The following is a 22,870-nucleotide window of genomic DNA, read 5'->3' on the forward strand; positions in this document are numbered from 1 at the left end:
GGGGTTTGGGGTGGTTAAAAAGGGTGGGGGGACACCCTTCCCCCCCTTTGGGGGGGGGTTCTTCCCCCGCGATAGGACTTCTAGGCCAACGCTTTTTCGATCGCCTGCACCACAGTCGCATCATCCGGCGCAGTACGCGGCGAAAAGCGCGCCAGCACCCGGCCGTCCTTGCCCACCAGAAACTTCTCGAAGTTCCAGGTGATGTCGCCAGGGAACTCGGCGCCTTCACCGGCCAGCAAGCGATACAGCTGATGACGCTCGGCGCCATTGACCTCCAGCTTGCCACCCAGCGGGAAGGTCACACCGTAATTCAGGCTGCAGAACTGCTGGATTTCATCTTCTGTGCCCGGCTCCTGCCCGGCAAACTGGTTACACGGCAAACCCAGCACACTGAAACCTTTACCCTTGTATTGCTGGTACAGGTTTTCCAGTGCTGCGTATTGCGGGGTCAGGCCACACTTGGAGGCGACATTGACCACCAGCACCACCTGGCCCTTGAACGGCGCCAGAGGCAACTCCTGGCCATTCAACGCCTGTAACTTCAGGTCGTGAAATGCACTCATGACGTACTCCCCTCTCCAGATCCCGGTTGCCGCTGCGGGCTGCAATCAGTAACACCAGCCCATTAAAAAGGCGCCCTGCCAAGCCGTCTTCCCCTGCTGGAGTGCGACGGTCTTGCCCGGGCGCCTTCGCGACTCTCTGAGCTTAGCGCAGAAAATCAGTGGTGATGGCCACCTTCGCCATGGACGTGGCCATGGGCTACTTCTTCTTCGCTGGCGTCACGGATGTTGACGACCTTGACCTTGAAGTTCAGGCGCTGACCGGCCAGCGGGTGGTTGCCGTCGACAGTCACGTCGTCGCCGTCCAGATCGCGGATGGTAACGATCTGCATCTGGCCATCAGGCGCGGAAGCGTGGAACTGCATGCCCACTTCCAGCTGATCGACGCCTTCGAACATGCTGCGGTTCAGGGTGCTGACCAGCTCAGCCAGGTATTCGCCGTAGGCGTCTTCCGGCTCGATGGCCACTTCCAGCTCGTCGCCGGCAGTTTTGCCTTCCAGGGCTTTTTCCAGGCCTGGAATGATGTTGCCTGCGCCATGCAGGTAGACCAGCGGAGCGCCGCCGGCGGAGCTGTCGATGACCTCACCAGCGTCGTTGGTCAGGGTATAGTCGATGGAGACAGCCTTGTTGGCGGCGATCAGCATGGGGCGAGACCTTTTGCATAAGAATGTAGAGCGAACAAGTGTAACCAACGCATCGCCTGAAAGCGAACGCAACCCGGACAAACGGGACCTACCCGGTGGAAGCGGGCTTGCCCCGCGATACGATGTAACTGATCGCCCGCAATCGCGGGGCAAGCCCGCTCCCACCGAAATTAGCCGCTACCGGCAGGGTGCCGATAGCGATACCCTTGGCAATTGATTCTTTGTGCACCGCTCATTTCGAGAAGCTCGCATGCAGACATTTTTTATCGCGCCGACCGACTTTGGTGTCGGCCTGACCTCCATCAGCCTGGGCCTGGTTCGCACCCTTGAGCGCGCCGGGCTGAAAGTCGGCTTCTTCAAGCCGATTGCCCAACCGCACCCCGGCGACACCGGCCCCGAGCGCTCCACCGAACTGGTCGCCCGCACCCACGGCCTCAAGCCACCGCAGCCGCTGAGCCTGGCCCATGTCGAGCGCATGCTCGGCGATGGCCAGCTCGATGAGCTGCTCGAAGAAATCATCACCCTGTACCAGCAAGCGTGCGTCGGCAAAGACGTGGTGGTGGTCGAAGGCATGGTCCCGACCCGTCACGCCAGCTATGCCGCAAGGGTCAACCTGCACCTGGCCAAGAGCCTGGATGCCGAGGTGATCCTGGTTTCGGCCCCGGAAAACGAAGTGCTCACCGAGCTCTCCGGCCGGGTCGAGTTACAGGCCCAGCTGTTCGGCGGGCCGAAAGACCCGAAAGTGCTCGGTGTGATCCTCAACAAGGTGCGCACCGACGAGAGCATGAGCGTGTTCGCCGAGCGCCTGAAAGAACACTCGCCGCTGCTGCGCGGCGATGACTTCCGGCTGCTGGGCTGCATTCCCTATCAAGCCGACCTCAACGCCCCGCGCACTCGCGATGTGGCCGAGCTGCTCGGCGCCCAGGTGCTCAACGCCGGTGATTACGAACAGCGGCGGATGAACAAGATCATCATCTGTGCCCGCACCGTGGCCAATACTGTACCCCTGCTCAAGCCTGGTACCTTGGTGGTAACCCCGGGCGACCGCGACGACATCATCCTCGCCGTGAGCTTGGCAGCAATCAACGGCGTGCCGCTCGCCGGCCTGTTGCTGACCAGCGACAGCAAGCCTGACCCGCGCATTCTTGAGCTGTGCCAAGGGGCGTTGCTGGCCGGTTTGCCAATCCTCTCGGTGAGTACAGGTTCCTACGACACGGCCAACCAGTTGAACCAGCTGAACAAGGAAATTCCGGTGGATGACCGCGAACGTGCGGAGATCATCACCGATTTCGTCGCCAGTTACCTGGATGCCGACTGGCTGCACCAGCGCTGCGGCACCCCGCGTGAGTTGCGTCTGTCGCCAGCAGTGTTCCGCTATCAACTGATCCAGCGTGCCCAGCAAGCCAACAAGCGCATCGTCCTGCCCGAAGGTGCCGAGCCGATGACCGTGCAGGCCGCCGCCATCTGCCAGGCCCGTGGCATTGCCCGCTGTGTGCTGCTGGCCAAGCCGGACGACGTCCAGGCGGTGGCTCGCGCCCAGGGCATTAGCTTGCCCGAAGGCTTGGAAATCCTCGACCCGGACCTGATCCGCGAGCGTTATGTCGAGCCGATGGTCAACCTGCGCAAGAGCAAGAGCCTCAACGCGCCCATGGCCGAGCAGCAACTGGAAGACCCGGTGGTGATCGGCACCATGATGCTGGCCCTGGACGAGGTCGACGGCCTGGTCTCCGGGCTGGTCCACTCCACCGCCAACACCATCCGACCCGCCCTGCAACTGATCAAGACCGCGCCGGGCTGCAGCCTGGTGTCGTCGGTATTCTTCATGCTATTCCCCGAGCAAGTGCTGGTGTATGGCGACTGCGTCATGAACCCGCACCCCACTGCCAGCGAGCTGGCGGAAATCGCCCTGCAAAGCGCCGACTCCGCCGAAGCCTTCGGTATTGCGCCGCGTGTGGCGATGATCAGCTACTCCAGCGGTGACTCGGCCAGCGGCGAGGAAGTGGAGAAAGTCCGCGAAGCCACCTTGCTGGCCCAGGAAAGCCAACGCAGCCTGCAGATCGACGGCCCGTTGCAGTACGACACCGCCGCCAACCTGGAGATCGCCCGGGAATTGGCACCGAACAGCCAGGTGGCAGGACGTGCAACGGTCTACGTGTTCCCCGACCTGAACACCGGCAACACCACCCACAAGGCGGTGCAACGCAGCGCCGACTGCGTCAGCCTCGGGCCGATGCTGCAAGGCCTGCGCAAACCGGTCAACGACCTGCCGCGCGGCGCCCAGGTCGATGACATCGTCTACACCATTGCCCTGACTGCGATTCAGGCCAACCGCTCACTGGATAGCTGATTATGCTCGGATTGCTACCCGCGCCACTGCGCGGGGTTATTGCCTCGTTGCTGCTGGGGCTCAACACCATTGTCTGCTGCACCCCGTTGTTCATTGTCAGCCTGTTCAAGCTGTGCCTGCCGTTCGCGGCGGCGCAGCGGGTCACCGACGAACTGATGCGTCATATCCATGAGGCCTGGATCAGCAACAACAATGCCTGGATCAACCTGCTGGGCAAAGCCCGCTGGCAGGTCGAAGGCCTGGCCGGGCTCGATTATCAGCACAGCTACCTGATCACCAGCAATCACCAGAGCTGGGTGGATATCCTGGTGCTGCAGTACGTGCTCAACCGCCGTATTCGGCCGTTGAAGTTCTTCCTCAAGCAGGTATTGATCTGGGTGCCGGTGATCGGCCTGGCCTGGTGGGCACTGGGCTTTCCGTTCATGAAGCGCTACTCCAAGGCCTACCTGGCCAAGCACCCGGAAAAAGCCGGCAAAGACCTGGAAACTACGCGCCGTACCTGCGCCAAGTTCCGCGGCAAACCCACGGCCATCTTCAATTTTGCTGAAGGCACCCGCTTCACCGCGGGCAAGCATCGCCAGCAGCAATCGCCGTTCAAGCACCTGCTCAAGCCCAAGGCCGGTGGCATTGCATTCGTGCTCGATGCCATGGGCGAGCAACTGCAATCGATCGTCAACGTCACCATCCACTACCCAGACGGTGCGCCAGGGTTCTGGGACCTGCTGTGTGGACGGGTCAAACACATCGTCGTGCATCTGGAAGAGCTGGCGATTCCGGCTGAGTTCCTGGGCAAGAACTACGACCAGGATGAGGCCTATCGCCTGGCCTTCCAGCAATGGATCAACCAGCTGTGGCAAGACAAGGATGCCCTGCTCGAGCGCCTGCAGCACAACACCCCGGCCTGATCTCGCGGCAACTCACCCAAGCGGGAAGGTTTCTTCCCCTTGGGACTGAGGCAGATCAACAGAAAGTCTTCCCGCCGCCCACGAAATCCCCTCCAGCATCTATGCTCTTCCCACGATGTTTCTCAATAGCCATCACACGGAAATGCATGCCTATGAAACTGCGCCCACTGACCCACGCCATCGCCCTTGCTTCACTCATGACTGCAGCCAGTTTCTCGGTACAGGCCGAAGATGTGCTGATCGATGCGATCGCCAGTGAAAAAATTGTCGACACCCAGGTCCTCGCCGTCGATGTCGACAAGCGCCTGGTAACGGTAGCTGGTCCCAATGATTCCCAGGTGCCGATCCAGCTGAGCGAGAACGCTAAAGACCTGCACAACCTCAAGGTCGGCGACCAGGTCAATATCAAGGTCAACCGCTCTGTGGCGACAGTGCTGGACACCAAAGTCGGAGGTGAGCCGGGTGTCAGCAAAGAAGCCGGGATCATCCGCGCGACCAAGGACAATCCGAACCCGGGCGGCGAAGCCTTCCGTCAGGTCAAAGTCACCTCGAAGATCACCAAGATTGATCTGAAAACCCATGAAGTCACCCTGCTGCCGCCTGAAGGCGCGCAAAAGGTGGTGAAGGTTGAAGATCCAGAACTGCAGAAAAAGATGGATAAACTGGAGGTTGGCCAGACGGTCGACATGGTCTTCACCGATGTACTGAAGATCACTACCAAGCACTGATTTTGTAGGAGCGGATTCATCCGCGATGGGGCGCATAGCGCCCCCCTTCACGGGGAATGGGACGACTTTGTCGTCCATCGCGGATAAATCCGCTCCTACAATACAAAAAAGGGGAGCCAGCTGGCTCCCCTTTTTCACATCTGTCGAAACTTACTGGTACTGCTGACCAGGAATCGGCTTGAGGTTGACCTCTACCCGACGGTTTTGCGCACGGCCGTTGGCGTCGGCGTTGCTGGCAATCGGTTGGTCCGGGCCCAGGCCACGGGCCGTCACACGGCTGGCATCGACCCCCTGGGAGGTCAGGTAAGAGACCACAGACTGTGCACGGCGCTGCGACAGGTCCATGTTGTGCTGACGGCTGCCAGTGCTGTCGGTGTAGCCGACCACTTCAATGGTGTTCTGGTTGAACTGTTTGAAGGAGTTGGCCAGGTTGTTCAGCGGCGAGTAGAAACTCGGAGCAATGTTCGCCGAATCGGTCGCGAAGGTGATGTTGCCCGGCATGATCAGCTTGATCTGATCGCCCTCACGCTGCACTTCAACACCGGTGTTGGCCATGCTCGCGCGCAGCGCAGCTTCCTGCTTGTCGGCGTAGTAGCCGTAGCCGGCAGCGGCAGCACCAACGGCGGCGGCGCCGATCAATGCGCCTTTACCACGGTTGTTGTGGTCGATTGCCGCACCGGCAATAGCACCGGCCAGCGCACCCAGGCCGCCGTACTTGGCGGTCTTGCTCATCCCGGTGGAGCCTTGTTGCGCCTGGCCCTGACTGTCGTACGGGTTCTGGCTCGCACAACCGGTCATCAGCGCGGCAACGGTAGCGACGATAATCAAACGACGCATGGTGAACATGGACAAGCTCCTACTGTAATTCGAAAGTGCAGGCAGACCGCTTTGCGGTTCTGTGCCAGCCTTGGATTGCGCCAACGCAAAAAAATTCCGTAAATCTCAGGCGCGTACAAAAGGGTTCTGGCGCATCTCGTCACCCAGGCGAGTATCCGGGCCATGACCGGTGACGACCGTGGCGTCCTCATCCAGGCTGTACAGGCGCTGTTTGATCGAACGAACGATAGTCGCCTGGTCACCGCCCCACAAATCGGTACGTCCAATGCCACGACGGAACAGGGTATCGCCGGCGATCAGCAGCTTGGCGTCGGCAAACCAGAAACTCATCGACCCCGGTGTATGCCCCGGCGTGTGCAATGCAACGCCGCAACCACAAGCCAGCTCCTCGTCATCGGCCAACCAGCGGTCTGGCGACGGCACCGGCGTGTACGGCACGCCGAACATCTGGCACTGCATTTCCAGGTTGTCCCAGAGGAACTGATCGTCCTTGTGCAAATGCAAGGTGGCGCCGGTCTTTTCCTTCAGTTGCCCGGAAGCGAGGAAATGATCCAGGTGGGCGTGGGTGTGGATGATGCTCACCACCTTCAGCCCATGCGCATCCAGGCGGGCAAGGATCTGCTCATGGTTGCCACCCGGATCGACAACGATGGCCTTTTTGCTGATCGGGTCGCCGATGATGGTGCAGTTGCACTGCAACGGGCCGACGGGGAAGGTTTCGCGGATGAGCGCGGGTTTTCCGGATTCCATGAGGGTTCCTTGAAGATTGATGGCCCATTTTGGCGCAGTACGCAAACATGGGCGAGCATAGTACGACAAGCTACCTGACGCGGATCAATGCACAGGCTCGGCGCCCACGCGATCAAAACGAGTGAAAGACCATCAGCCCGCCCTCGGCATCCGGGCTGGCGTCGGAAAAACCCTTGACCGCGTACAGCTGGACCTTCCACTGCTGGCTGAGCTTATGGGTGACAAACAGGGTGAGTTCCTGGATCTGCGATCCCGTGGAGACAACCTTCTGCCGCCAATCATAGGAGGCACCCGCCGTGGTGCGCACCGCCACGGGCGTGGCGAAACCAAGGCTGAGGAATAGCGGATCGTCGAAATCACTGTCGGGCGGGTCGCCGAATTTCTTCCAACCCAGCGTTGCAAAGCCCGTCACCGGGCCAAACATTCTGGCGACATCGACCTGGGCGGAGTAGTCGGTTTTACCGGTGCCCAGACACTGGTCTTCATCCGCCGTGGGGAACTTGACCTTAGCGATCAGATCCACCAACACACCGCCTTCACTGCCATCGAGCACGGCATAACCTGCGCTGGCAACGGTATCGCCCAGGCCGCTTTCCACATCATGGCAACCACCGGGCAACGGATCGCCATCCGGCCCGACTTCAGGATTGGTGATGCGTAGCCAGGGCACGGTGACTTTGTAGGTCATGGGGCCGGTTTCGTACTTGCCCACCACTGGCAGGTACCAGATTTCCGACGTGGTATCGGTGCCGTAGTCACCGCTTGAATAGTCCAGGCCAATGGCTGTGCTAAAGGTACCGGCCAGAGCAGGTACGCTGAAGCTGGCAAGCAGGCTGGCGAACAGCGTGAGCGTGGGTCTCATCGTCACCTCAAGGTCCCGGAAGGAAACGCCATCGGACTCACCCAGCCTAGTTGCTTATCAACAGATTGTTGATGGCCTCAGTGCCAACACCTAATGACCCGATCGTTCCGGACGGTCTACTTTTTCGGTCTTCTCTACTTTCTCGATTTTTTCTATTTTCTCGGGCTTTTCGATCTTTTCCAGCTTCTCGGGCCGTTCTACTTTCTCAACCTTTTCCACCTTCTCAGGTCGTTCTACTTTCTCGACCTTTTCCACCTTCTCAGGCCGTTCTACTTTCTCGACCTTTTCTACCTTCTCAGGCCGTTCTACTTTCTCGACCTTTTCAGGCCTGTCTGCTTTCTCGACCTTTTCAACCTTCTCAGGCCGTTCTGATTTATCGGCCTTTTCAACTTTCTCCACTTTCTCGACCTTTTCAGCCTTCTCTACTTTCTCGACCTTGTCAGAACGTCCGCTATGGTCCTCCTTCTCGGGCTGCTCGACTTTCTCGACCTGCTCTGTCTTTCCAGAGTGATCCACAGCGCCAGACTTCCCGCTGTCTTCAGCCCCACTGTCGCCACTACCGGAGTGGTCTGTACGCTGTTCAGAATCGTCGTCCAGGCGGTTGTTAGGCCCGGAACGCTCCCTGCCCGGCGTATCGGCGCGGTCGACATGCAGTTCGACACGAGCAGCCCTCACTTCTCTTTCACCACTGAGCACCCCGCTGACCCGCACACGTTGATCCAGTGCCAGCCTGGCGGGCTGCTCACCAACGACCAGCGTTTCGCGGCCCATCGTCACGTTGAAGCCCCCGACCACCAGACGCTGGTCCTGACGGCCTTGCACCAGGCCTTCAATGACAACGTTGTGGACCCGACCGGCAAACGGCAGGCTCGGATCAGGACGACTCTGAGCGACCTCCAGCTGGCGACCCGACCACTGGCCACGCACCAGCACTTCCTGCGTGGGTGCCACGCGACTGCCCAGCTTCAGCCCCTGCAAGCTACCGGTGCGATCTATCGATCCAATCGCACTGGCGTCCTTGAGCCCGGGTGCTCGCTCGATGCGACTGGCGACTACCTCGCCTTGGGCATTGCGAAGCCCGCTGACCCTGACCGGCTCGCCCGGACGCAAGCCTTCGGCGACCCGCGCGCCCTGCGCCAGATGCACCGCCTGCCCCATCACCCGCAGTGGCGACGAAGCATGTGGCAGTGCCGTCAGTGGCCCTTCATAAACGTTCAGGATCGAGATGCGACCAGCCTCCAGACCTCGCTTGGATGCAAAAGACTCCACTGCAACCACCTGACCAATTGCCAGGTGATCGCTGCTGGCCGCAACGCCGTTCACGCTCACCGGTACGTCTTTGCCGAAGTGCACCTCCATGCCATTGACGCAGATCGAGGCAAAGCCGGTGATGGTGCCGACGATACCGGTGCCACCGGTGCCTCCCGGTGACCAGATCGGTGTACCAGTGCCCCCCGTTCCTCCAGGGCGCTGTTGGATGGGCGCACCAGTCCCTCCGACACCGCCGTTGTCACTCTGGATGCCTGTGCCACCTGTCCCTCCCGGCCTGACTCCGGTACCACCGGTGCCACCAGGAGACTGCAACTCGGTTGCCCCGGCCATGCCGACTTCATCGCGGCTGATACAGGCCGGTGCTGCGCCTACCCATGCAGGGAACCCCAGGGTCAACGCGAGACCCAGGACGATGGCAACGGCATGAAGGCGGCGCAGAGGTCGGATCATGGGCGAGGCGTCGGCGGCGAATTGGGCTCAGTGTAGAAATACAGCCCGATAGTGATGCGCTGTCGTGGTTCCTGGCTGGACAGGTCTCGGTCTTCCAGCTCTGCAGCAAGTCGGCTGAATCCGAGCAAGGTCTGCATACCCTCGCTGGCCACCGCCTCGCGCAGGACCTCAACGCTTACCGGTGCCAGCGCGTCGTAGTGCACGCTACGCTCGAAAAAAGGCTGCCCTTGCCCACTCATGTTATGCACTGCAGCGCTGGCATGGTCGTGCAGGTTATGGCCCAGGTAGGCGGCTTTTTCATCAAAGCCTTTCTGGGGCAAAAATGCCTGGGCTTCGAGGTGTACACAGTCCTGCTCATCGACTCGCACGACGCCCAGACGCAACCATTCGTCGAGCACTACCCGTGCACGAATGTCCGTGCTGACCCTCGCTACCAGTGCATCAAAGGAGACCTCACCGCCAACACTTGCCAGGCGCGGCAAAGGTAATGCCTGCCCAACCGCTTTGCAGAAAGGTTGGCTGTTGGTCCAGACATTGACCAGTTGCGCGCCCAGCGTAATGTTCTCCGGGAGCACCATGCTCGCCGTGTCACCCTCGTGGCGCAGGCGACGTACATCCTTGCGATGAATGCCCGTGAGCAGGCTGATGCGGCTGTCGCTCGGCGCTTTGTCATCCAGACGAAACTCACGATCAGCCACATCAACGAATACCTCCTTGAGCACATCGGCGAACACCGTGTAGGTGACGCCTTTGCGCAGCATCAGGCGCACCAGCGGACGCATGACCCGGCGCAAAGCGCTCAGCAGTGAAGGTGGAAGTGTTGGTGATTGCATTGCCGTCAATCAGCTCCTGCCGTTGTCGTCACCAGGTTCGCCGCCGGCGTGATTGCCACGGTCATCGCCCGGCTCGCCGCCCACATGATTGCCATGATCATCGCCAGGCTCACCGCCAACGTGATTGCCATGGTCATCGCCAGGCTCGCCGCCGACGTGATTGCCATGATCATCACCGGGCTCACCACCCACATGATTGCCATGGTCATCACCAGGCTCTGAGTGGTTGCTGCTGCGCCCGGAGTTCGAGTTCCCGGCCTGGCCTTGGCCGGCGTCGCCATGGTCACTACCGCTATGACCGCTGCTACCACTGCCGTTGCCAGCATGGCCACCACCGCTGCCACTTCCACCATGACCGCCAGAACCGCCGCCACCACCGCCATGACCGCCGCCACCGCCGCCACCGTGTCCTCCCCCGCCACCTCCACCGCCGCCGTGCCCACCGCCGCCACCGCCACCGTGACCGCCACCCCCTCCGCCACCATCCTTGGCGTAGGCACTGGAATCATGGGAAATCGAATCGGGGACCAACACCATAGAGGCTGATAGCACGCCGCCAATGGCCATTGCCAAAAGCGCCTTCTTGAAAAACCGATGAGTCTGCATCTTCCGTCTCCTGGTCATTACCGTGAGAAACGTCATATCAAGTCGGAAATCGTTGTTTGTTTTTCTACTTTTTGATGCGTGGGAATTTTTCCCACATGAAAAACCTAGACCCAGTCACCCAGGGATTCAAGCAACGCAGGAGAAAGCCGACCGATGGCGGCCAATTCGAATCGACGAAAAAAGGTGGGAGACGGCCAGCGCGACGTTTCGCCTGCTGGCGATGCTTCAGGCTGCGTTACGCAAACCCGGTAGACGAATCAGCGACCAGCCCGCTTCTGGCTCGGCCAATACCAGGCGAACGCCTTCGCTCAGCGCGGGATCGAGCAACCGGGGCGCCAGGTCACCGACCATCCAGTTCGCGGTATTGGACGCAATCACCCGACCATCGGCAGATATCAACACCGCTTCATGTGCAAGGCGCATCAGGCTGCGCACCAGCATGCGCTCGACGTTGTGCAACGACAGGTCGAGCCCCGCCACACCAATGAAGCGCCCCTGCACGAAAATGGGCATGGTGAAGGTCAGCACGTACATGTTGGTGCCGTAGAGGTCCACGTAGGGCCCCTCGACGCTGCTGGTGCCGGAGTCGCGCGGGCGGCTGAACCAGGGCGCCGCGGTGTAATCGTAAAAATTCTCCCGGCGCCGGTCGAAGTTGGGCCGCAGCGGCAGGGTCTTGCCCGCATCAGCCAGGTACCACCACTCCAGGTGCATGTGCTGATCGCTAAGGCTACCCGGTTCGAGAATCACCCCGCCGCCACAGCCGAAAGCACCGGTGGCCAGCAATTGTCGGTCAATCGCCGGCCTGAGCAGGGCGAGGTCCTTGGCATTGGGCTGGCGACCTTCGGCCAGTACGCGTTCCCAGAGTTCAAGGGTTTCATCCACCAGTTGGCGGACCTGACTGAAGATGCTCTCCAGCGTGCTGTTGAGCTGCCGAGCGCAAGCACACAGGGGATCGTTTTCGCTCAGGGCAAACATGACATTACCTCACGCAGGGTTGGCTTTATTATTATCCGTTCGGGTTTCCGGTCAAACCCACGAAGGTCTAGGCAATTACCGCGCCGGCCTGTTCTTCTTCGTCACTACCGGCCAGCAATTCCAGACGCAGGCTGATCAGGCGCTTGATACCGCGGCTGACGTGCGCCTCGGCGAGGGCGCCGGCCAGCACCGTGTCATTGCTGAGCAAGGCTTCAAGAATCGCCCGGTGCTCGTGCTCGACCACGGTGACATCACCACCGCCAGCGGCCTCCAGCCAGAGCAACTCGCCCACTTCCGACTGCAAACGCATCTCCGCATGGGTCAGGCGCAGCGACTGCGCCGCCGCGGCCACTTCAATATGAAAACGGGCATCGGCGCGATGCCGTGCCAGGCGCGTTCCGGCCTGTTTCAACGTTTCGATGTGCTGGGCGATGCGTGCGTACTGCTCGCGTGAACCACGCTGAGCGGCCAGTCGCGCGGCCGTTCCGGAAATTGCCATTTGCTCGTCACCCAGATCGCGTAGGTCCGGTCCACTCATCTCGCGCAGTTTCTGCAGCAACAAACCTTCGGGCAACTCCACCGGCGCGCAGACGAAACTGCCGCCATTGCGCCCACGGCGGGTTTCAATCAGGCCGCGCTGACGCAGCACCACCAGGGCTTCGCGCAAGGTCACGGTGGCGACACCCAGTTGCAGCGCCAATTCGGTTTCGCTGGGCAGTTGCTGCCCTTCGGCGAACAGGCCCAGTTCGATCGCTTCGACCAGCCGCCGCGCCACTTCATCGGTGCGGCCTTCCTGGCGCAGCCGGATGAAGGCAGTACTACGGGCTGTATTCAGGGCACTCATCGGCTCTCCATAGTCAGCATGTATTGGCCCAGATGGAGCCTGCTAAACGTTCAGTTTCGTATCTTATAGCGATTGCGCGGCCACCGACACTGTCGATTTCACCCTGGAATGACGAAAAAAACCCTCGAAAAGGCATTTTCAAGCCGACAGATGGACAGTTGGCAAACCACGAACATTAAGATATGTTTTTATATGTTTAGTGTGAACAGCGGGCAAATGTACCTCTGCGCCGCGCATTGGGCCCAGCGATTCTCAACCTACAAGACCAACCAAGGGATACGCCATGCAAACCAAACTCCTGATCAACGGCCAGCTGGTCGACGGTGAAGGCGCACGCCACGCCGTTTACAACCCCTCCCTGGGCACGGTACTGGTGGACATCGCCGAGGCCAGCAGCGCACAGGTCGATGCGGCGGTGCAGGCTGCCGATCAGGCTTTCGACGCCTGGGCGCAAACCCCGCCCAAGGACCGCGCCCAGTTGCTGTTGAAGCTGGCCGACCGCATTGAAGCCGAGGCGCAGACCCTCGCCCGCCTCGAATCACAAAACTGCGGCAAGCCGTTCCAGGCTGCCTTGAATGACGAAATCCCGGCGATTGCCGACGTCTTCCGTTTCTTCGCCGGCGCCAGCCGCTGCCTCAACGGCTCCGCCGGTGGCGAGTACCTGCCGGGGCACACCTCGATGATTCGCCGCGACCCGCTGGGCGTCGTGGCCTCGATTGCGCCGTGGAACTACCCGTTGATGATGGTCGCCTGGAAGCTGGCCCCAGCCCTGGCTGCTGGCAACTGCGTGGTACTCAAACCGTCCGAGCAAACCCCGCTGACCGCCTTGAAGCTGGCTGAGATCATCGCCGAGCTGTTCCCTGCGGGCGTGGTCAACATTCTCTTTGGCCGCGGCCCGAGCGTTGGCGAGCCATTGGTCACTCACCCCAAGGTACGCCTGGTGTCGCTGACCGGCTCGGTGGCTACCGGCGCACGCATCGTCGCCAATACCGCCAGCAGCGTGAAACGCACGCACATGGAACTGGGCGGCAAGGCCCCGGTACTGATCTTCGACGACGCCGATATCGATGCCGCGGTAGAAGGCATTCGTGCCTTTGGCTTCTACAACGCCGGCCAGGATTGCACAGCCGCGTGCCGCCTGTATGTCCAGCAAGGCGTCTACGAGACCTTCGTGCAAAAACTCGGTGAAGCAGTAGGCAGCATTCGCCATGGCCTGCAGGACGATCCAGAAACCGAGCTCGGCCCGTTGATCACCGAAGATCATCTGCAGCGTGTCGAAGGTTTCGTCAACCGCGCCAAAGACCAGCCCCATATCCGCGTGATCACCGGCGGCAAGCGCGTCGAAGGTCCTGGCTTCTTCTTCGAACCCACCGTGCTGGCTGACGCCCGCCAGGATGATGAAATCGTTCAGCGCGAGGTCTTCGGCCCGGTGGTCAGCGTCACTCCGTTCAGCGACGAAGCCCAGGCCCTGGCCTTCGCCAACGACTCCGACTACGGCCTGGCCTCCTCGGTCTGGACCCGCGATGTCGGCCGCGCCAACCGCCTGGCTGCGCGCCTGCAGTACGGCTGCACCTGGGTGAACACGCATTTCATGCTGGTCAGTGAAATGCCCCATGGCGGCATGAAGCACTCGGGTTACGGCAAGGACATGTCGATGTACGGCCTGGAAGACTACACCTGCGTACGCCACGTGATGTTCAAGCACTAAGTGTGTAACCGGCACCGCTGATTTGGCCCACTATAAACATATAAAATAATAGGTAATATGCCATGCTTATCACCGGCATCAAAAGCCGCCCGGTCTATGACCACCTGCAACCGATGGCAGGCGGCCTGCGCCACCTGATCGTCGGCCAGGGCAGTGGCGGCGCGGCCATGCTGCGCCTGATCGGCGACATGACCCCGACGCAGCGTGACAACAGCACCCTGCTCTACTCCACCGAGTCCTTCTCCGGGCACAACCACCTCGCCGCGTTGCGCGATGCCGAGGCCGGCGACCTGCAGGTGTTCGACAGCAACCAGGCGCTGATCGAAGGCCTGCGCCGCCTGCTGGACACCGCGCACATGGGCACCCGCCTGTACCTGAGCGGCTCGGAAAGTTTCATCGGCACCACCATGCAGGCCGCCAACGCGGTCGACCTGAACCGTGACGAAGTGCTGCGCGAACACAGTGGCACCCTGGTTCGCCGGGTCTGGTGCGCGCACTGCGACACCTACACCGAGAACGTTACTCACCGCGTGTTCACCTGCCCCGGCTGCCAGCTCGACCTGGTCGTGCGCGACCACTACTCCCGTCGTCTGGCCGCCTTCCAGGGCATCAAGGCCGACGGCGAAGTCCCGGGCGAAATGCCACCTGCCGAGGAGCTGGATACATGAATACTCACAACGGAACCCTGAGCGTACGGGTAACGCGCATCGAGACCCTGACCCCGGAAATCAAGCGATTCACCTTCGTTGATCCGGACGGCAAGCACCTGCCGGCATTCTCTGGCGGCAGCCATGTGGTCGTGGTGATGGAGGACGGTGACAAGACCCACCGCAACGCTTACTCGCTGATGGGTTCGCCGTACGACTCCAGCGCCTACCAGATCGCCGTGCGTCGGGTCGAAGACGGCCGTGGCGGCTCGCGTCACCTGCATGACGCCGTCGAAGAAGGCGCACTGCTGCAGATCCTGCAACCGGCCAACCTCTTCCCGCTGGCCAAGCATGCCCGTCAGCACGTGTTCATCGCGGGCGGCGTGGGTATCACCCCGGTGTACTCGCAGATGGAAGAGCTGCACATCAAGCAGGCCGATTTCGAACTGCACCTGGCGGTACGCGGGCCGGAACACCGCGCATTGGGCCTGGAGTTGCAGGCGCGCTACGGCGAACGCGTGCACCTGTACGTGCAAGGCCAGGAGGCGCGCATGGACATCCGCCAGATCCTCAGCGCCCGCCCGCTGGGCAGCCATGTGTATGTCTGCGGCCCCGACAGCATGATCGACGACACCCTCGACAGCGCCCACGCCTTGGGCTGGACCGACAGCCACATCCACTACGAGCGCTTTGTCGAGCAGGGCTCCAACGGCCAGCCGTTCAGCGTCACCCTGGCCCGCCAGGGCGTGACCATCGAAGTGCCACCCGACCAGTCGCTGCTCGAAGCCGCCGAACAGGCCGGCTACAAGGTGCCCTACCTGTGCCGCGGCGGTGCCTGCGGTTACTGCGAGACCGAAGTACTGGAAGTCGACGGCGAGCTGGACCACCGCGACGACTGGCTCAGCGAAGAAGACAAGCTGAGCAAACGCAAATTCATGCCGTGCGTGTCCCGCGCCTGCGGTAGCCGCCTGGTCGTAGACCTCTAATAACAGGAACCAACGTCATGACCGTTTTCAAGCCAATCGAAACCTATTCCGGCGACTACACCTACAGCAACAGCCGTGACGCCATCACGCGCCTGCCGTTCCCTTACCCGGAAGACCAGTACATGTACTCGATGAACGTCGAGCCACATGTGCCCTTCGGCAAGGGCGCGCTGCGCGCCCAGTTCGATATCGACGAGCATTACATCTCCGAATGCCATCACCGCGCCAAGACCCTCGACGAGCAACCGGGTGTGCACTACGCCGCCCTGCCGCACATGATGGAAGCCCAGTGGGACCTGCTGGAGCTGCTGATGGAGTCGTACTCGCGGGACTTCCCCGAGCACTTCACCCTGGAGAAGAACGGCAGCCAGTGGCACTGGATCAATCGTCCGCTACAGATTGATCAGACCTTCACCTTCGGTGACGCCAGCACCCTGCCGATGGACCCGATGGAATACATCACCCGCCAGGCCCAGGGCGAATTCATCCTCCTCGAGGAGCGTGACGACACCTTGGTCATGGGCGCCGGCATGGCCACCCAGCGCGCCGACTACTCGCTGCGTTTCAACCTCGGCATGAGCTTCATGGAGTTCCACGGCCCGGTGCCGAAGCTGCATGAAATGGGCATCCTGCAACGAGCGCTGAAGTTCCTCCTACGCCTGCGCCCTGGCCATCCGGTACGTCGCACCAACTGGTCGATCACAGTCAATCCACGCCTGGAAACCTCGGCCGAGACCCTGCCGGACTGGGCCCCGGATCGCACCGTGGTCACCGCCGAAAATGCCGGTGATCTGGTCAATTTGCGTATTGAGCTGCAACCGTTGCATCGTCTGCCGCGCAGTAATGCCGTGCTGTTCCCGGTGCGCACCTATCTGGTGAGCCTCAAGCAACTGGCCGAGTTCGCTCCGCAGTGGGCCAAACGCATGCACCGGGTTATCCGCGACCTTGACCAGGAATTGGTCGACTACAAGGGCTTCACCCGTTATCGCGATGCGATGGTCACCTGGCTGTCGCAATACGATGACGGCACGCCGGTGGACGAAAGCCAGCAGTAACTATCCAGACTACCAGCGCGCCTGAACGGCGCGCTTTTTTGCACCGCGTGCTTGCCAACCAGGGATTACCCCGATGAAAAAAACAATAAGTCATTTTCTGCCTGAAAGCTGGAGTCTGGTGTTCTCCGCTGCAGGTTCCGCCTACGGTGTCGGCCTGCTCGGGCTGTGGGCCCTACCGTTTCTGATCAGCGCGATCATCAACGACCTCAAGCTCAATGAAGCCCAAGCCGGCATTTTGATGTCAGCCGAATTCATCTTCACCATGCTCGCCTCGTTGCTGGTGGCGCCGTTCATGGGCCGCGCACCGCGCCGCACCCTGGCGCTGCTCGGGACCTTGCTGGCGATCGTCGCCAACCTGGTCAGTGCGAGCATGACCGAGCTCTACTCGCTGGCCGCCGTACGTTGTGTCGCCGGGATTGGCGCTGGCCTGGCGCTGGCCTGTGGCAATGCCTGCGTATCCAGTGCCAAACAACCGGATCGCATCGCCGGGCACATGAACGTGCTGTCGGTACTGCTGATGATCGTGGTGATGCTCGGTTACGCCAAGGTCATGGCCCTGTATGGCTTGCCCGGGTTGTATTACGCCATGGCCGCGACCATGGCGGTGATGCTGCTGGCGATTCCGGCGATGCCGCAGCGTGCCCCGGTGATGGAGGCCAGTGTCAGCCTGCAGGGTGCCAAGGGTGGTTCGGGCAATGTCCTGCTGAGCCTGCCGGCGATCTGCATGATGCTGGCGATGTTCGTCTTCCAGGCCCGCGACACCATGGGCTGGGCGTTTGTCGAGCGGATCGGCACGATGGTCGGCTACAACGGCGACGAGCTGGGTGTGCTGCTGTCCTTCCAGTCGTTTGTCGGCTTGATCGGCCCGCTGCTGGCGGCGATGGTCGGCAAGCGTTTCGGCCTGAGCACACCGGTGATCCTGGCGATCCTGCTGACCGGCGCGACCAGCCTGAGCTACGTGCTCGGTGAGCACTCCAAGACCCTGTACACCGTGGGCGTGATGACCATCTGCGTCACCTATTTCTATGCCCTCAGTTACCTCACCGGCCTGGCGGCGGCGCTGGATCGCGAAGGCCGTGTGGTTGCCGCGGCAAGCAGCTTCCTGAGCCTGGGCCTGGCCGTAGGGCCGGCAATTTCCGGTGGCCTGATTTCGCTGGGCGGCTTCAGCCTGGCGGCCTGGGGGATTGCCGTCACAGTGCTGCTGACTTTGCTGCTGGTGATCATTCCGCTGGCGAGTATTCGTCGGGAAGAGGCCGGTCTGAGGCTGGCGGCGGCGATCTAGTCAGCGGGCCAGCGCATCGCGAACTGGCCTGATGATTCTGGACACCTCAGTCGGGCGCCATGATGGCGCCCGATCTGTTTGCACTACGCGAAATTATTCCTGTGAGGCTGGGTCCTCCATCTCACGCTATCCAGTGAAAGGGATGACTCATGTAGCCGTGATATTGAACGTGAACACGTATCGGCCACCTTAGTTACAGCGAATTTTCCCACAAAAATTCTCCTACACCCCTACTTACAACTCAGACGCTTTCTGCATACAAACCGTTAGACAATCAATTTAATTCCTTTTTCAAATTTGTGCTTGTGACGGCCTCCCCCGGCACCAGACTAAACCCGCCCGGCTATTTGTTACTGATGCTGGAGTACAAATGTTAAAGGACCTGACACCCTTATTTACGGCTCAACATCGGCGCCTGATCAAACTGACGACTCCACACAGCAACACAGAGGAACTGTTACTGGAGAGTTTTACCGGCAACGAAGGATTATCAACCCTGTCCAACGTTGAGCTATCGCTGATCAGCCAGAATGCCTTCATTGAACTGAAATCGTTTATCGGGCAACCCGCACATCTGCAAGTCGAGCTGCCTGCTGGTGAGCCACGCTATATCCATGGCTACTTCAGCAGCTTCAGCCTGCTGAGAAGCGATGGCGGTCTGGCACATTACTGCGCAACCCTGAAGCCTTGGCTATGGATGCTGACGCATCGACAGGATTGTCGAATATTCCAGGAGCAAACAATCGAAGCCATTATTCGCACCGTCTTCGCTCACTATGGTGCATTGGCCAGTTTCGAGTTCCATCTAAGTCGACCGCTCAAGCCAAACAGTTATGTCACTCAATATCGTGAAAGCGATTTGGACTTCGTCTTGCGGCTGCTGGAGCACGAAGGGCTATTTTTCTACTTCGACCATTCAAAGCAAGGCCATACGCTGATTATCACCGACGCATCAGCTTACTTGAGCCCACTCCCCGAACAGCCACGCATCCGTTACCACAGCGCGTCCGTCACCGAGAGTGCCGACGCCATCACGGCATGGAGCAGCCAGCGAGCCTTGCACTCAGGCAGCATGGCCATCCAGACATTTGACTATCGTCAGCCTCGCAACCCGTTGCACTCAAGCATGAACACCCTCAACAATCAGGGAGATATCGAGCACTACGAGATTTACGATTTCCTCGGGCATTACAGCCATCGACTGCCCAGTGAGGCCGAGCTGCTGTTACGTCATCGCCTGGAAGCGTTGGAGGTAAACGGCAAAACCTTTCAGGGCGCCAGCAACTGTCGTGCCCTGCGCCCGGGCTACACATTTGAGCTGACCCAGCACTTCGACCACGATGGAGACACACCTGAAGACCGCCAATTCCTGATACTGAAGGTCAAGCACCAGGGCAGTAACAACTACCTGACCGATCAGCCTGCCAGCTACGACAACACCTTTGTCTGTATTCGCCAGAAGATCCCCTATCGCCATCCGCTCACTGTCCCTCGCCCCAGCATTGCGGGACCACTCAGCGCCATTGTGGTGGGCCCTGCAGGTGAAGAGGTGTTTACCGATGAACTGGCCAGGATCCAAGTCCGCTTTCACTGGCAGCGAGGGGACAACCACCCTCAAGGTACGACCTGGCTCAGGGTAGCCATGCCCAGTGCTGGCAGCGGCTTCGGCCATCAGTTCGTGCCACGAATCGGCCAGGAAGTGCTGGTGACCTTTCTGGCAGGTGATATTGACCGCCCCTTGGTCACTTCGGTGCTCTACAACGCCGAGCACTATCCGCCGCACTTCAGCAAAGCCTCGAGACTTCCCGGTGATCGGGCGCTGTCAGGCATCAAGAGCCAGGAGCACAAGGGCAAGGGTTTCAACGAGCTGGTCTTCGACGATACCCCCGGTGCGTTGCGCGCGCGGCTGGGCACAACCCATCAAGCCAGCGCCTTGAACCTGGGCAAGCTGGTCACCCCTCGCACCGATGGCTCAGCCCAGTCCCGCGGCGATGGTGCGGAGCTGCGCACCGATGCCGCGATTGCCTTGCGCGCCGCTCAGGGAATGCTGCTGACCACCTTTGCCCGTCATCAGGCACAAGGGGCGCAGTTGGACCGCCAGGAACTGCTGGAGCTTCTCGGCGAATGCCACCAGCTATTCGACGCCCTTGGCCAAACCGCCGCGGCACGCGGTGGTCAGGCCATGAACAGCCAGGGCATCGAGGCACTGCAACAGTCGCTCAACCAATGGCCGGCTCCCGATAGCAGCGCGACGGGAGCCGCAGTCATGGCCACGGTGGCCGAAGCAGGCATCACCAGCGCCACACCGGGCTCCCAGGTTCACTACGCCGGTGAAAACCACGACACCACCGCCCGCGACCACCTGCAATTGAGCAGCGGCGCCGGCATGCGCCTGCACGCGGGCAGAGGGCTGTCGGCCTTTGCCCAGGACGAAGGCATCAGCGCCATTGCCAACCGCGGCAAGGTATTGGTGCAGGCCCAGGAAGACGACATCACCGTCAATGCCCAGAAAAGCCTGCAGTTGTCGGCCCGCGAAGATGAAATCCTGATGACCGCCCCCACCATTCGCCTGGTCGCCGATGACGGCAGCTACATCAGGATCGGCGCGGGAGGTGTCGAGATCGGTACCCAGGGTGTGGCCACTATCTATGCCAGTAAGCATGACTGGCGTGGCCCCAAGACCGATGCAGCCATCACGCCCTCCTTCAGCCGCGATCCGGCCGCGCAGCGCGTGGCACTGCACTATCCCGGTGACAGTGACGAAAGCAACCGGCCAGCAGCAGCTCATGCCTATGAATTTGCACTCGACGATGGCAGTTCGGTGCAAGGAGCGACCGACTCCAGCGGCCTGTCGCAACAGGTGCAGCGTCCACTCATGCACCAAGGCAGCGTGGCCGCAGTGCGTACCAGCAAGGAAGAAACCGATGAGCAATCCTGAGCCATACAGCGTCGCAGAGAGAACCATACGCCTGATCCCCAACTGCCACACACCGATCAGAATGGAGGTGCCCGCCGACCTGCCCGGCGTGGTGATCTTCCTCCACGGCGTCAATGACCCGGGCGCCTCTTACGAATCGGTGGAGACGGGGTTGTGCCAGGGTGTCAATGAGCGCCTGGATCGGCCGGATCTCAAGGCGGGACGCTATGGTGCCGACTACAGCGAGGCCAAGAAACAACCTTATGAAGAGCTGGAAAACTATCAGAAAAACCTGCTCGACGATCCCGACACGCATCTTTATCGCCGCGATACTGACACTCCGAAAACCCGCAGCCTGATGATCCCGTTCTACTGGGGCTACCGAGCCGCCCCCGACGAGATCAAGCGCGATGAAAACGACGACCCGGTCAAGCTGCGCGACCAGTACCAGGACATCTACAACAACCGCCTGGACCGCCACTTCGCCAAAGGCGGCGGCTTCTTTGCCAATGCCACCAACAACCTCTTGGACATGTATGGCAAGGGCTTCGACAAGCTGATCCGCCATGTCGCGCAAACCCAGTTGCCCAATACCCTGTACATGGGCCAGGCGCCTCATCGGCGCTACTTCGTCCTGGCCGCCGCCCGCCTGGCCATGCTGATCCGCGAGATCCGCCGGGTGTCGGCCAACGACACCATCACCGTCATGGGCCACAGCCAGGGCACCCTGATCAGCCTGCTGGCCCAGGCCATGCTGGTCGACCAGGGCGAGCGCTGCGCCGACACCCTGATCATGGTGGCCTCGCCCTACAGCGTGCTGCCCAAGGTCACGCCCGAGGACCACGACACCCTGGCGACCCTGATCAACATCGTCAGCGCCGTCACCTGCAACAAGCATCCACGGCCAGCGCTGGCCGAGCTCAGAGAACTCGCCACCTATGGCGGCCGCAGCGGCCCGCGCTGGTCGGCCGGGCAAGGCACCCGGCTGGATAAAGCGCAAAACCTCAGGGTATTTTCCGAGCGCGACAATCGCGGCAAGGTCTACCTGTACTTCTGCCCCGACGACACCACCGTGGCTTTGGACGACGTCGAAGGCATCGGCACCTACGGCGTGCCGGACAGCCTGCCGGACGGCACCGCGGCGATGAGCGCCCTGCACGCGCAGGGCTTCTATCAACGCCTGTGGACCAAGCGCCAGCGTGACGGTGCCCCGGTGCTGGTCGGCAAGGCGCCGGGGCTGGAATACCTGCGCGCCGCCGGTGAGCCGCGTTACCCCGGTGGCTGGAGCATGGCCGCCGCCGCTTCTCAAGCGCCGATCCCCGAGCAGCAAACGCGCCTGGTCAATGCCGAGGCGCTGAACCCGCCCCATGCGCCGCAGATGTTCGGCGGCGAAGCGCAACCTGGCACGCCCACCCGCGCCGGCCTGGACCGTCCCGACGATGTCAGCCAGAGCAACGCCCTGGGCAATCCGGCCGCCCGCTTCCAATGGATCTACGTGCACAACAGTCCCACCCGGGTGGTTCTGGAGGTTGAGCGCGAACGCTGGAACCACGGCAAGGAGGCTGGGGACCAGACCGCCGCGCTACGCCAGACCCCGGTGTCGGGCAACGCCATGTTGAAGACCCAGGATCACTACCGGATCGAACGCGAAGAAACGCCCAA

Annotated in this window: 20 protein-coding genes and 1 pseudogene; 11 read left to right on the forward strand and 10 right to left on the reverse strand. The window is 61.2% G+C overall.

From position 1 onward, the window contains the following. Positions 1 to 80: 80 nt before the first annotated feature. Together ACO6VD_RS23050 and ACO6VD_RS23055 are read right to left on the reverse strand one after the other, a co-directional pair. Positions 81 to 563 carry a glutathione peroxidase gene (locus ACO6VD_RS23050; RefSeq protein ID WP_422422306.1) on the reverse strand — a complete coding sequence of 161 codons (483 nt, stop codon included), beginning with the start codon at positions 561 to 563 and terminating at the stop codon, positions 81 to 83. A gap of 155 nt (positions 564 to 718) precedes the next feature. Further along, positions 719 to 1,204, reverse strand: coding sequence for an FKBP-type peptidyl-prolyl cis-trans isomerase (locus tag ACO6VD_RS23055; protein ID WP_028944158.1), 486 nt, complete (start codon positions 1,202 to 1,204; stop codon positions 719 to 721). Here ACO6VD_RS23055 and ACO6VD_RS23060 point away from each other — a divergent pair. From ACO6VD_RS23060 to ACO6VD_RS23075, 4 genes and pseudogenes are all read left to right on the forward strand, one after another. Continuing rightward, positions 1,173 to 1,292, forward strand: a pseudogene (locus ACO6VD_RS23060) (DUF3565 domain-containing protein); the annotation flags it as partial. The gene ACO6VD_RS23055 and the pseudogene ACO6VD_RS23060 overlap by 32 nt on opposite strands. Positions 1,293 to 1,454: 162 nt before the next feature. Further along, a complete protein-coding gene (gene pta, locus ACO6VD_RS23065; RefSeq protein WP_422422307.1) occupies positions 1,455 to 3,551 on the forward strand; it encodes a phosphate acetyltransferase in 2,097 nt (698 codons plus the stop codon). Positions 3,552 to 3,553: 2 nt separating this feature from the next. Beyond that, the gene (locus tag ACO6VD_RS23070) at positions 3,554 to 4,456 is read left to right on the forward strand and encodes an acyltransferase (RefSeq protein WP_422422308.1); all 903 of its coding nucleotides are present in this window, start codon (positions 3,554 to 3,556) and stop codon (positions 4,454 to 4,456) included. A 152-nt stretch (positions 4,457 to 4,608) separates the two neighbouring features. Continuing rightward, positions 4,609 to 5,184: a hypothetical protein gene (locus ACO6VD_RS23075; RefSeq protein ID WP_400174160.1), complete on the forward strand. Its 576-nt coding sequence runs from the start codon at positions 4,609 to 4,611 to the stop codon at positions 5,182 to 5,184. A 150-nt stretch (positions 5,185 to 5,334) separates the two neighbouring features. On the opposite strand, the gene ACO6VD_RS23080 is transcribed toward ACO6VD_RS23075, so the two are convergent. The 8 genes from ACO6VD_RS23080 to ACO6VD_RS23115 form a co-directional block, all read right to left on the reverse strand. Then, positions 5,335 to 6,030: an OmpA family protein gene (locus ACO6VD_RS23080; RefSeq protein WP_422422309.1), complete on the reverse strand. Its 696-nt coding sequence runs from the start codon at positions 6,028 to 6,030 to the stop codon at positions 5,335 to 5,337. Between the two features lie 96 nt (positions 6,031 to 6,126). Beyond that, positions 6,127 to 6,771: an MBL fold metallo-hydrolase gene (locus ACO6VD_RS23085; RefSeq protein WP_330079877.1), complete on the reverse strand. Its 645-nt coding sequence runs from the start codon at positions 6,769 to 6,771 to the stop codon at positions 6,127 to 6,129. Between the two features lie 112 nt (positions 6,772 to 6,883). Further along, positions 6,884 to 7,633, reverse strand: a complete 750-nt coding sequence (locus tag ACO6VD_RS23090) for a hypothetical protein (protein WP_422422310.1) — start codon at positions 7,631 to 7,633, stop codon at positions 6,884 to 6,886. A 90-nt stretch (positions 7,634 to 7,723) separates the two neighbouring features. Continuing rightward, positions 7,724 to 9,355, reverse strand: a complete 1,632-nt coding sequence (locus ACO6VD_RS23095) for a DUF5666 domain-containing protein (protein ID WP_422422311.1) — start codon at positions 9,353 to 9,355, stop codon at positions 7,724 to 7,726. Next, on the reverse strand, positions 9,352 to 10,188 hold the full coding sequence (locus ACO6VD_RS23100) for a DUF6502 family protein (protein ID WP_422422312.1): 837 nt from the start codon (positions 10,186 to 10,188) through the stop codon (positions 9,352 to 9,354). The genes ACO6VD_RS23095 and ACO6VD_RS23100 overlap by 4 nt, the downstream gene beginning before the upstream one ends. A 9-nt stretch (positions 10,189 to 10,197) precedes the next feature. Next, positions 10,198 to 10,794, reverse strand: a complete 597-nt coding sequence (locus ACO6VD_RS23105; RefSeq protein WP_422422313.1) for a hypothetical protein — start codon at positions 10,792 to 10,794, stop codon at positions 10,198 to 10,200. Between the two features lie 225 nt (positions 10,795 to 11,019). Beyond that, entirely contained in the window at positions 11,020 to 11,769 is a 750-nt protein-coding gene (locus tag ACO6VD_RS23110) for a cache domain-containing protein (protein WP_400173124.1), read from the reverse strand. A 67-nt stretch (positions 11,770 to 11,836) separates the two neighbouring features. Beyond that, positions 11,837 to 12,613: a FadR/GntR family transcriptional regulator gene (locus ACO6VD_RS23115; protein ID WP_400173123.1), complete on the reverse strand. Its 777-nt coding sequence runs from the start codon at positions 12,611 to 12,613 to the stop codon at positions 11,837 to 11,839. Positions 12,614 to 12,896: 283 nt separating this feature from the next. Between ACO6VD_RS23115 and ACO6VD_RS23120 the strand changes: the two genes are divergently transcribed. The 7 genes from ACO6VD_RS23120 to ACO6VD_RS23150 form a co-directional block, all read left to right on the forward strand. Beyond that, complete coding sequence (locus tag ACO6VD_RS23120) at positions 12,897 to 14,321, forward strand: gamma-aminobutyraldehyde dehydrogenase (RefSeq protein WP_422422314.1); 1,425 nt, start codon at positions 12,897 to 12,899, stop codon at positions 14,319 to 14,321. 62 nt (positions 14,322 to 14,383) lie between these two features. Next, positions 14,384 to 14,989 (forward strand): dimethylamine monooxygenase subunit DmmA family protein, encoded by a 606-nt coding sequence (locus tag ACO6VD_RS23125; RefSeq protein ID WP_422422315.1) that lies wholly within the window; start codon positions 14,384 to 14,386, stop codon positions 14,987 to 14,989. Next, positions 14,986 to 15,954: a PDR/VanB family oxidoreductase gene (locus ACO6VD_RS23130; protein ID WP_400173120.1), complete on the forward strand. Its 969-nt coding sequence runs from the start codon at positions 14,986 to 14,988 to the stop codon at positions 15,952 to 15,954. Before ACO6VD_RS23125 ends, ACO6VD_RS23130 begins: the two co-directional genes overlap by 4 nt. A 17-nt stretch (positions 15,955 to 15,971) precedes the next feature. Beyond that, positions 15,972 to 17,009 (forward strand): heme-dependent oxidative N-demethylase family protein, encoded by a 1,038-nt coding sequence (locus ACO6VD_RS23135; RefSeq protein ID WP_422422316.1) that lies wholly within the window; start codon positions 15,972 to 15,974, stop codon positions 17,007 to 17,009. A gap of 73 nt (positions 17,010 to 17,082) precedes the next feature. Then, complete coding sequence (locus ACO6VD_RS23140) at positions 17,083 to 18,291, forward strand: MFS transporter (RefSeq protein ID WP_422422317.1); 1,209 nt, start codon at positions 17,083 to 17,085, stop codon at positions 18,289 to 18,291. 370 nt (positions 18,292 to 18,661) lie between these two features. Continuing rightward, positions 18,662 to 21,229 carry a type VI secretion system Vgr family protein gene (locus ACO6VD_RS23145; RefSeq protein WP_422422318.1) on the forward strand — a complete coding sequence of 856 codons (2,568 nt, stop codon included), beginning with the start codon at positions 18,662 to 18,664 and terminating at the stop codon, positions 21,227 to 21,229. Then, positions 21,216 to 22,870 (forward strand): T6SS effector phospholipase Tle3 domain-containing protein (locus ACO6VD_RS23150; RefSeq protein WP_422422319.1); only part of this gene is annotated, 1,655 nt, incomplete at its 3' end. The genes ACO6VD_RS23145 and ACO6VD_RS23150, both read left to right, overlap by 14 nt.

It is taken from the genome of Pseudomonas sp. GZD-222, from assembly GCF_049310525.1.
Lineage (GTDB): Bacteria > Pseudomonadota > Gammaproteobacteria > Pseudomonadales > Pseudomonadaceae > Aquipseudomonas.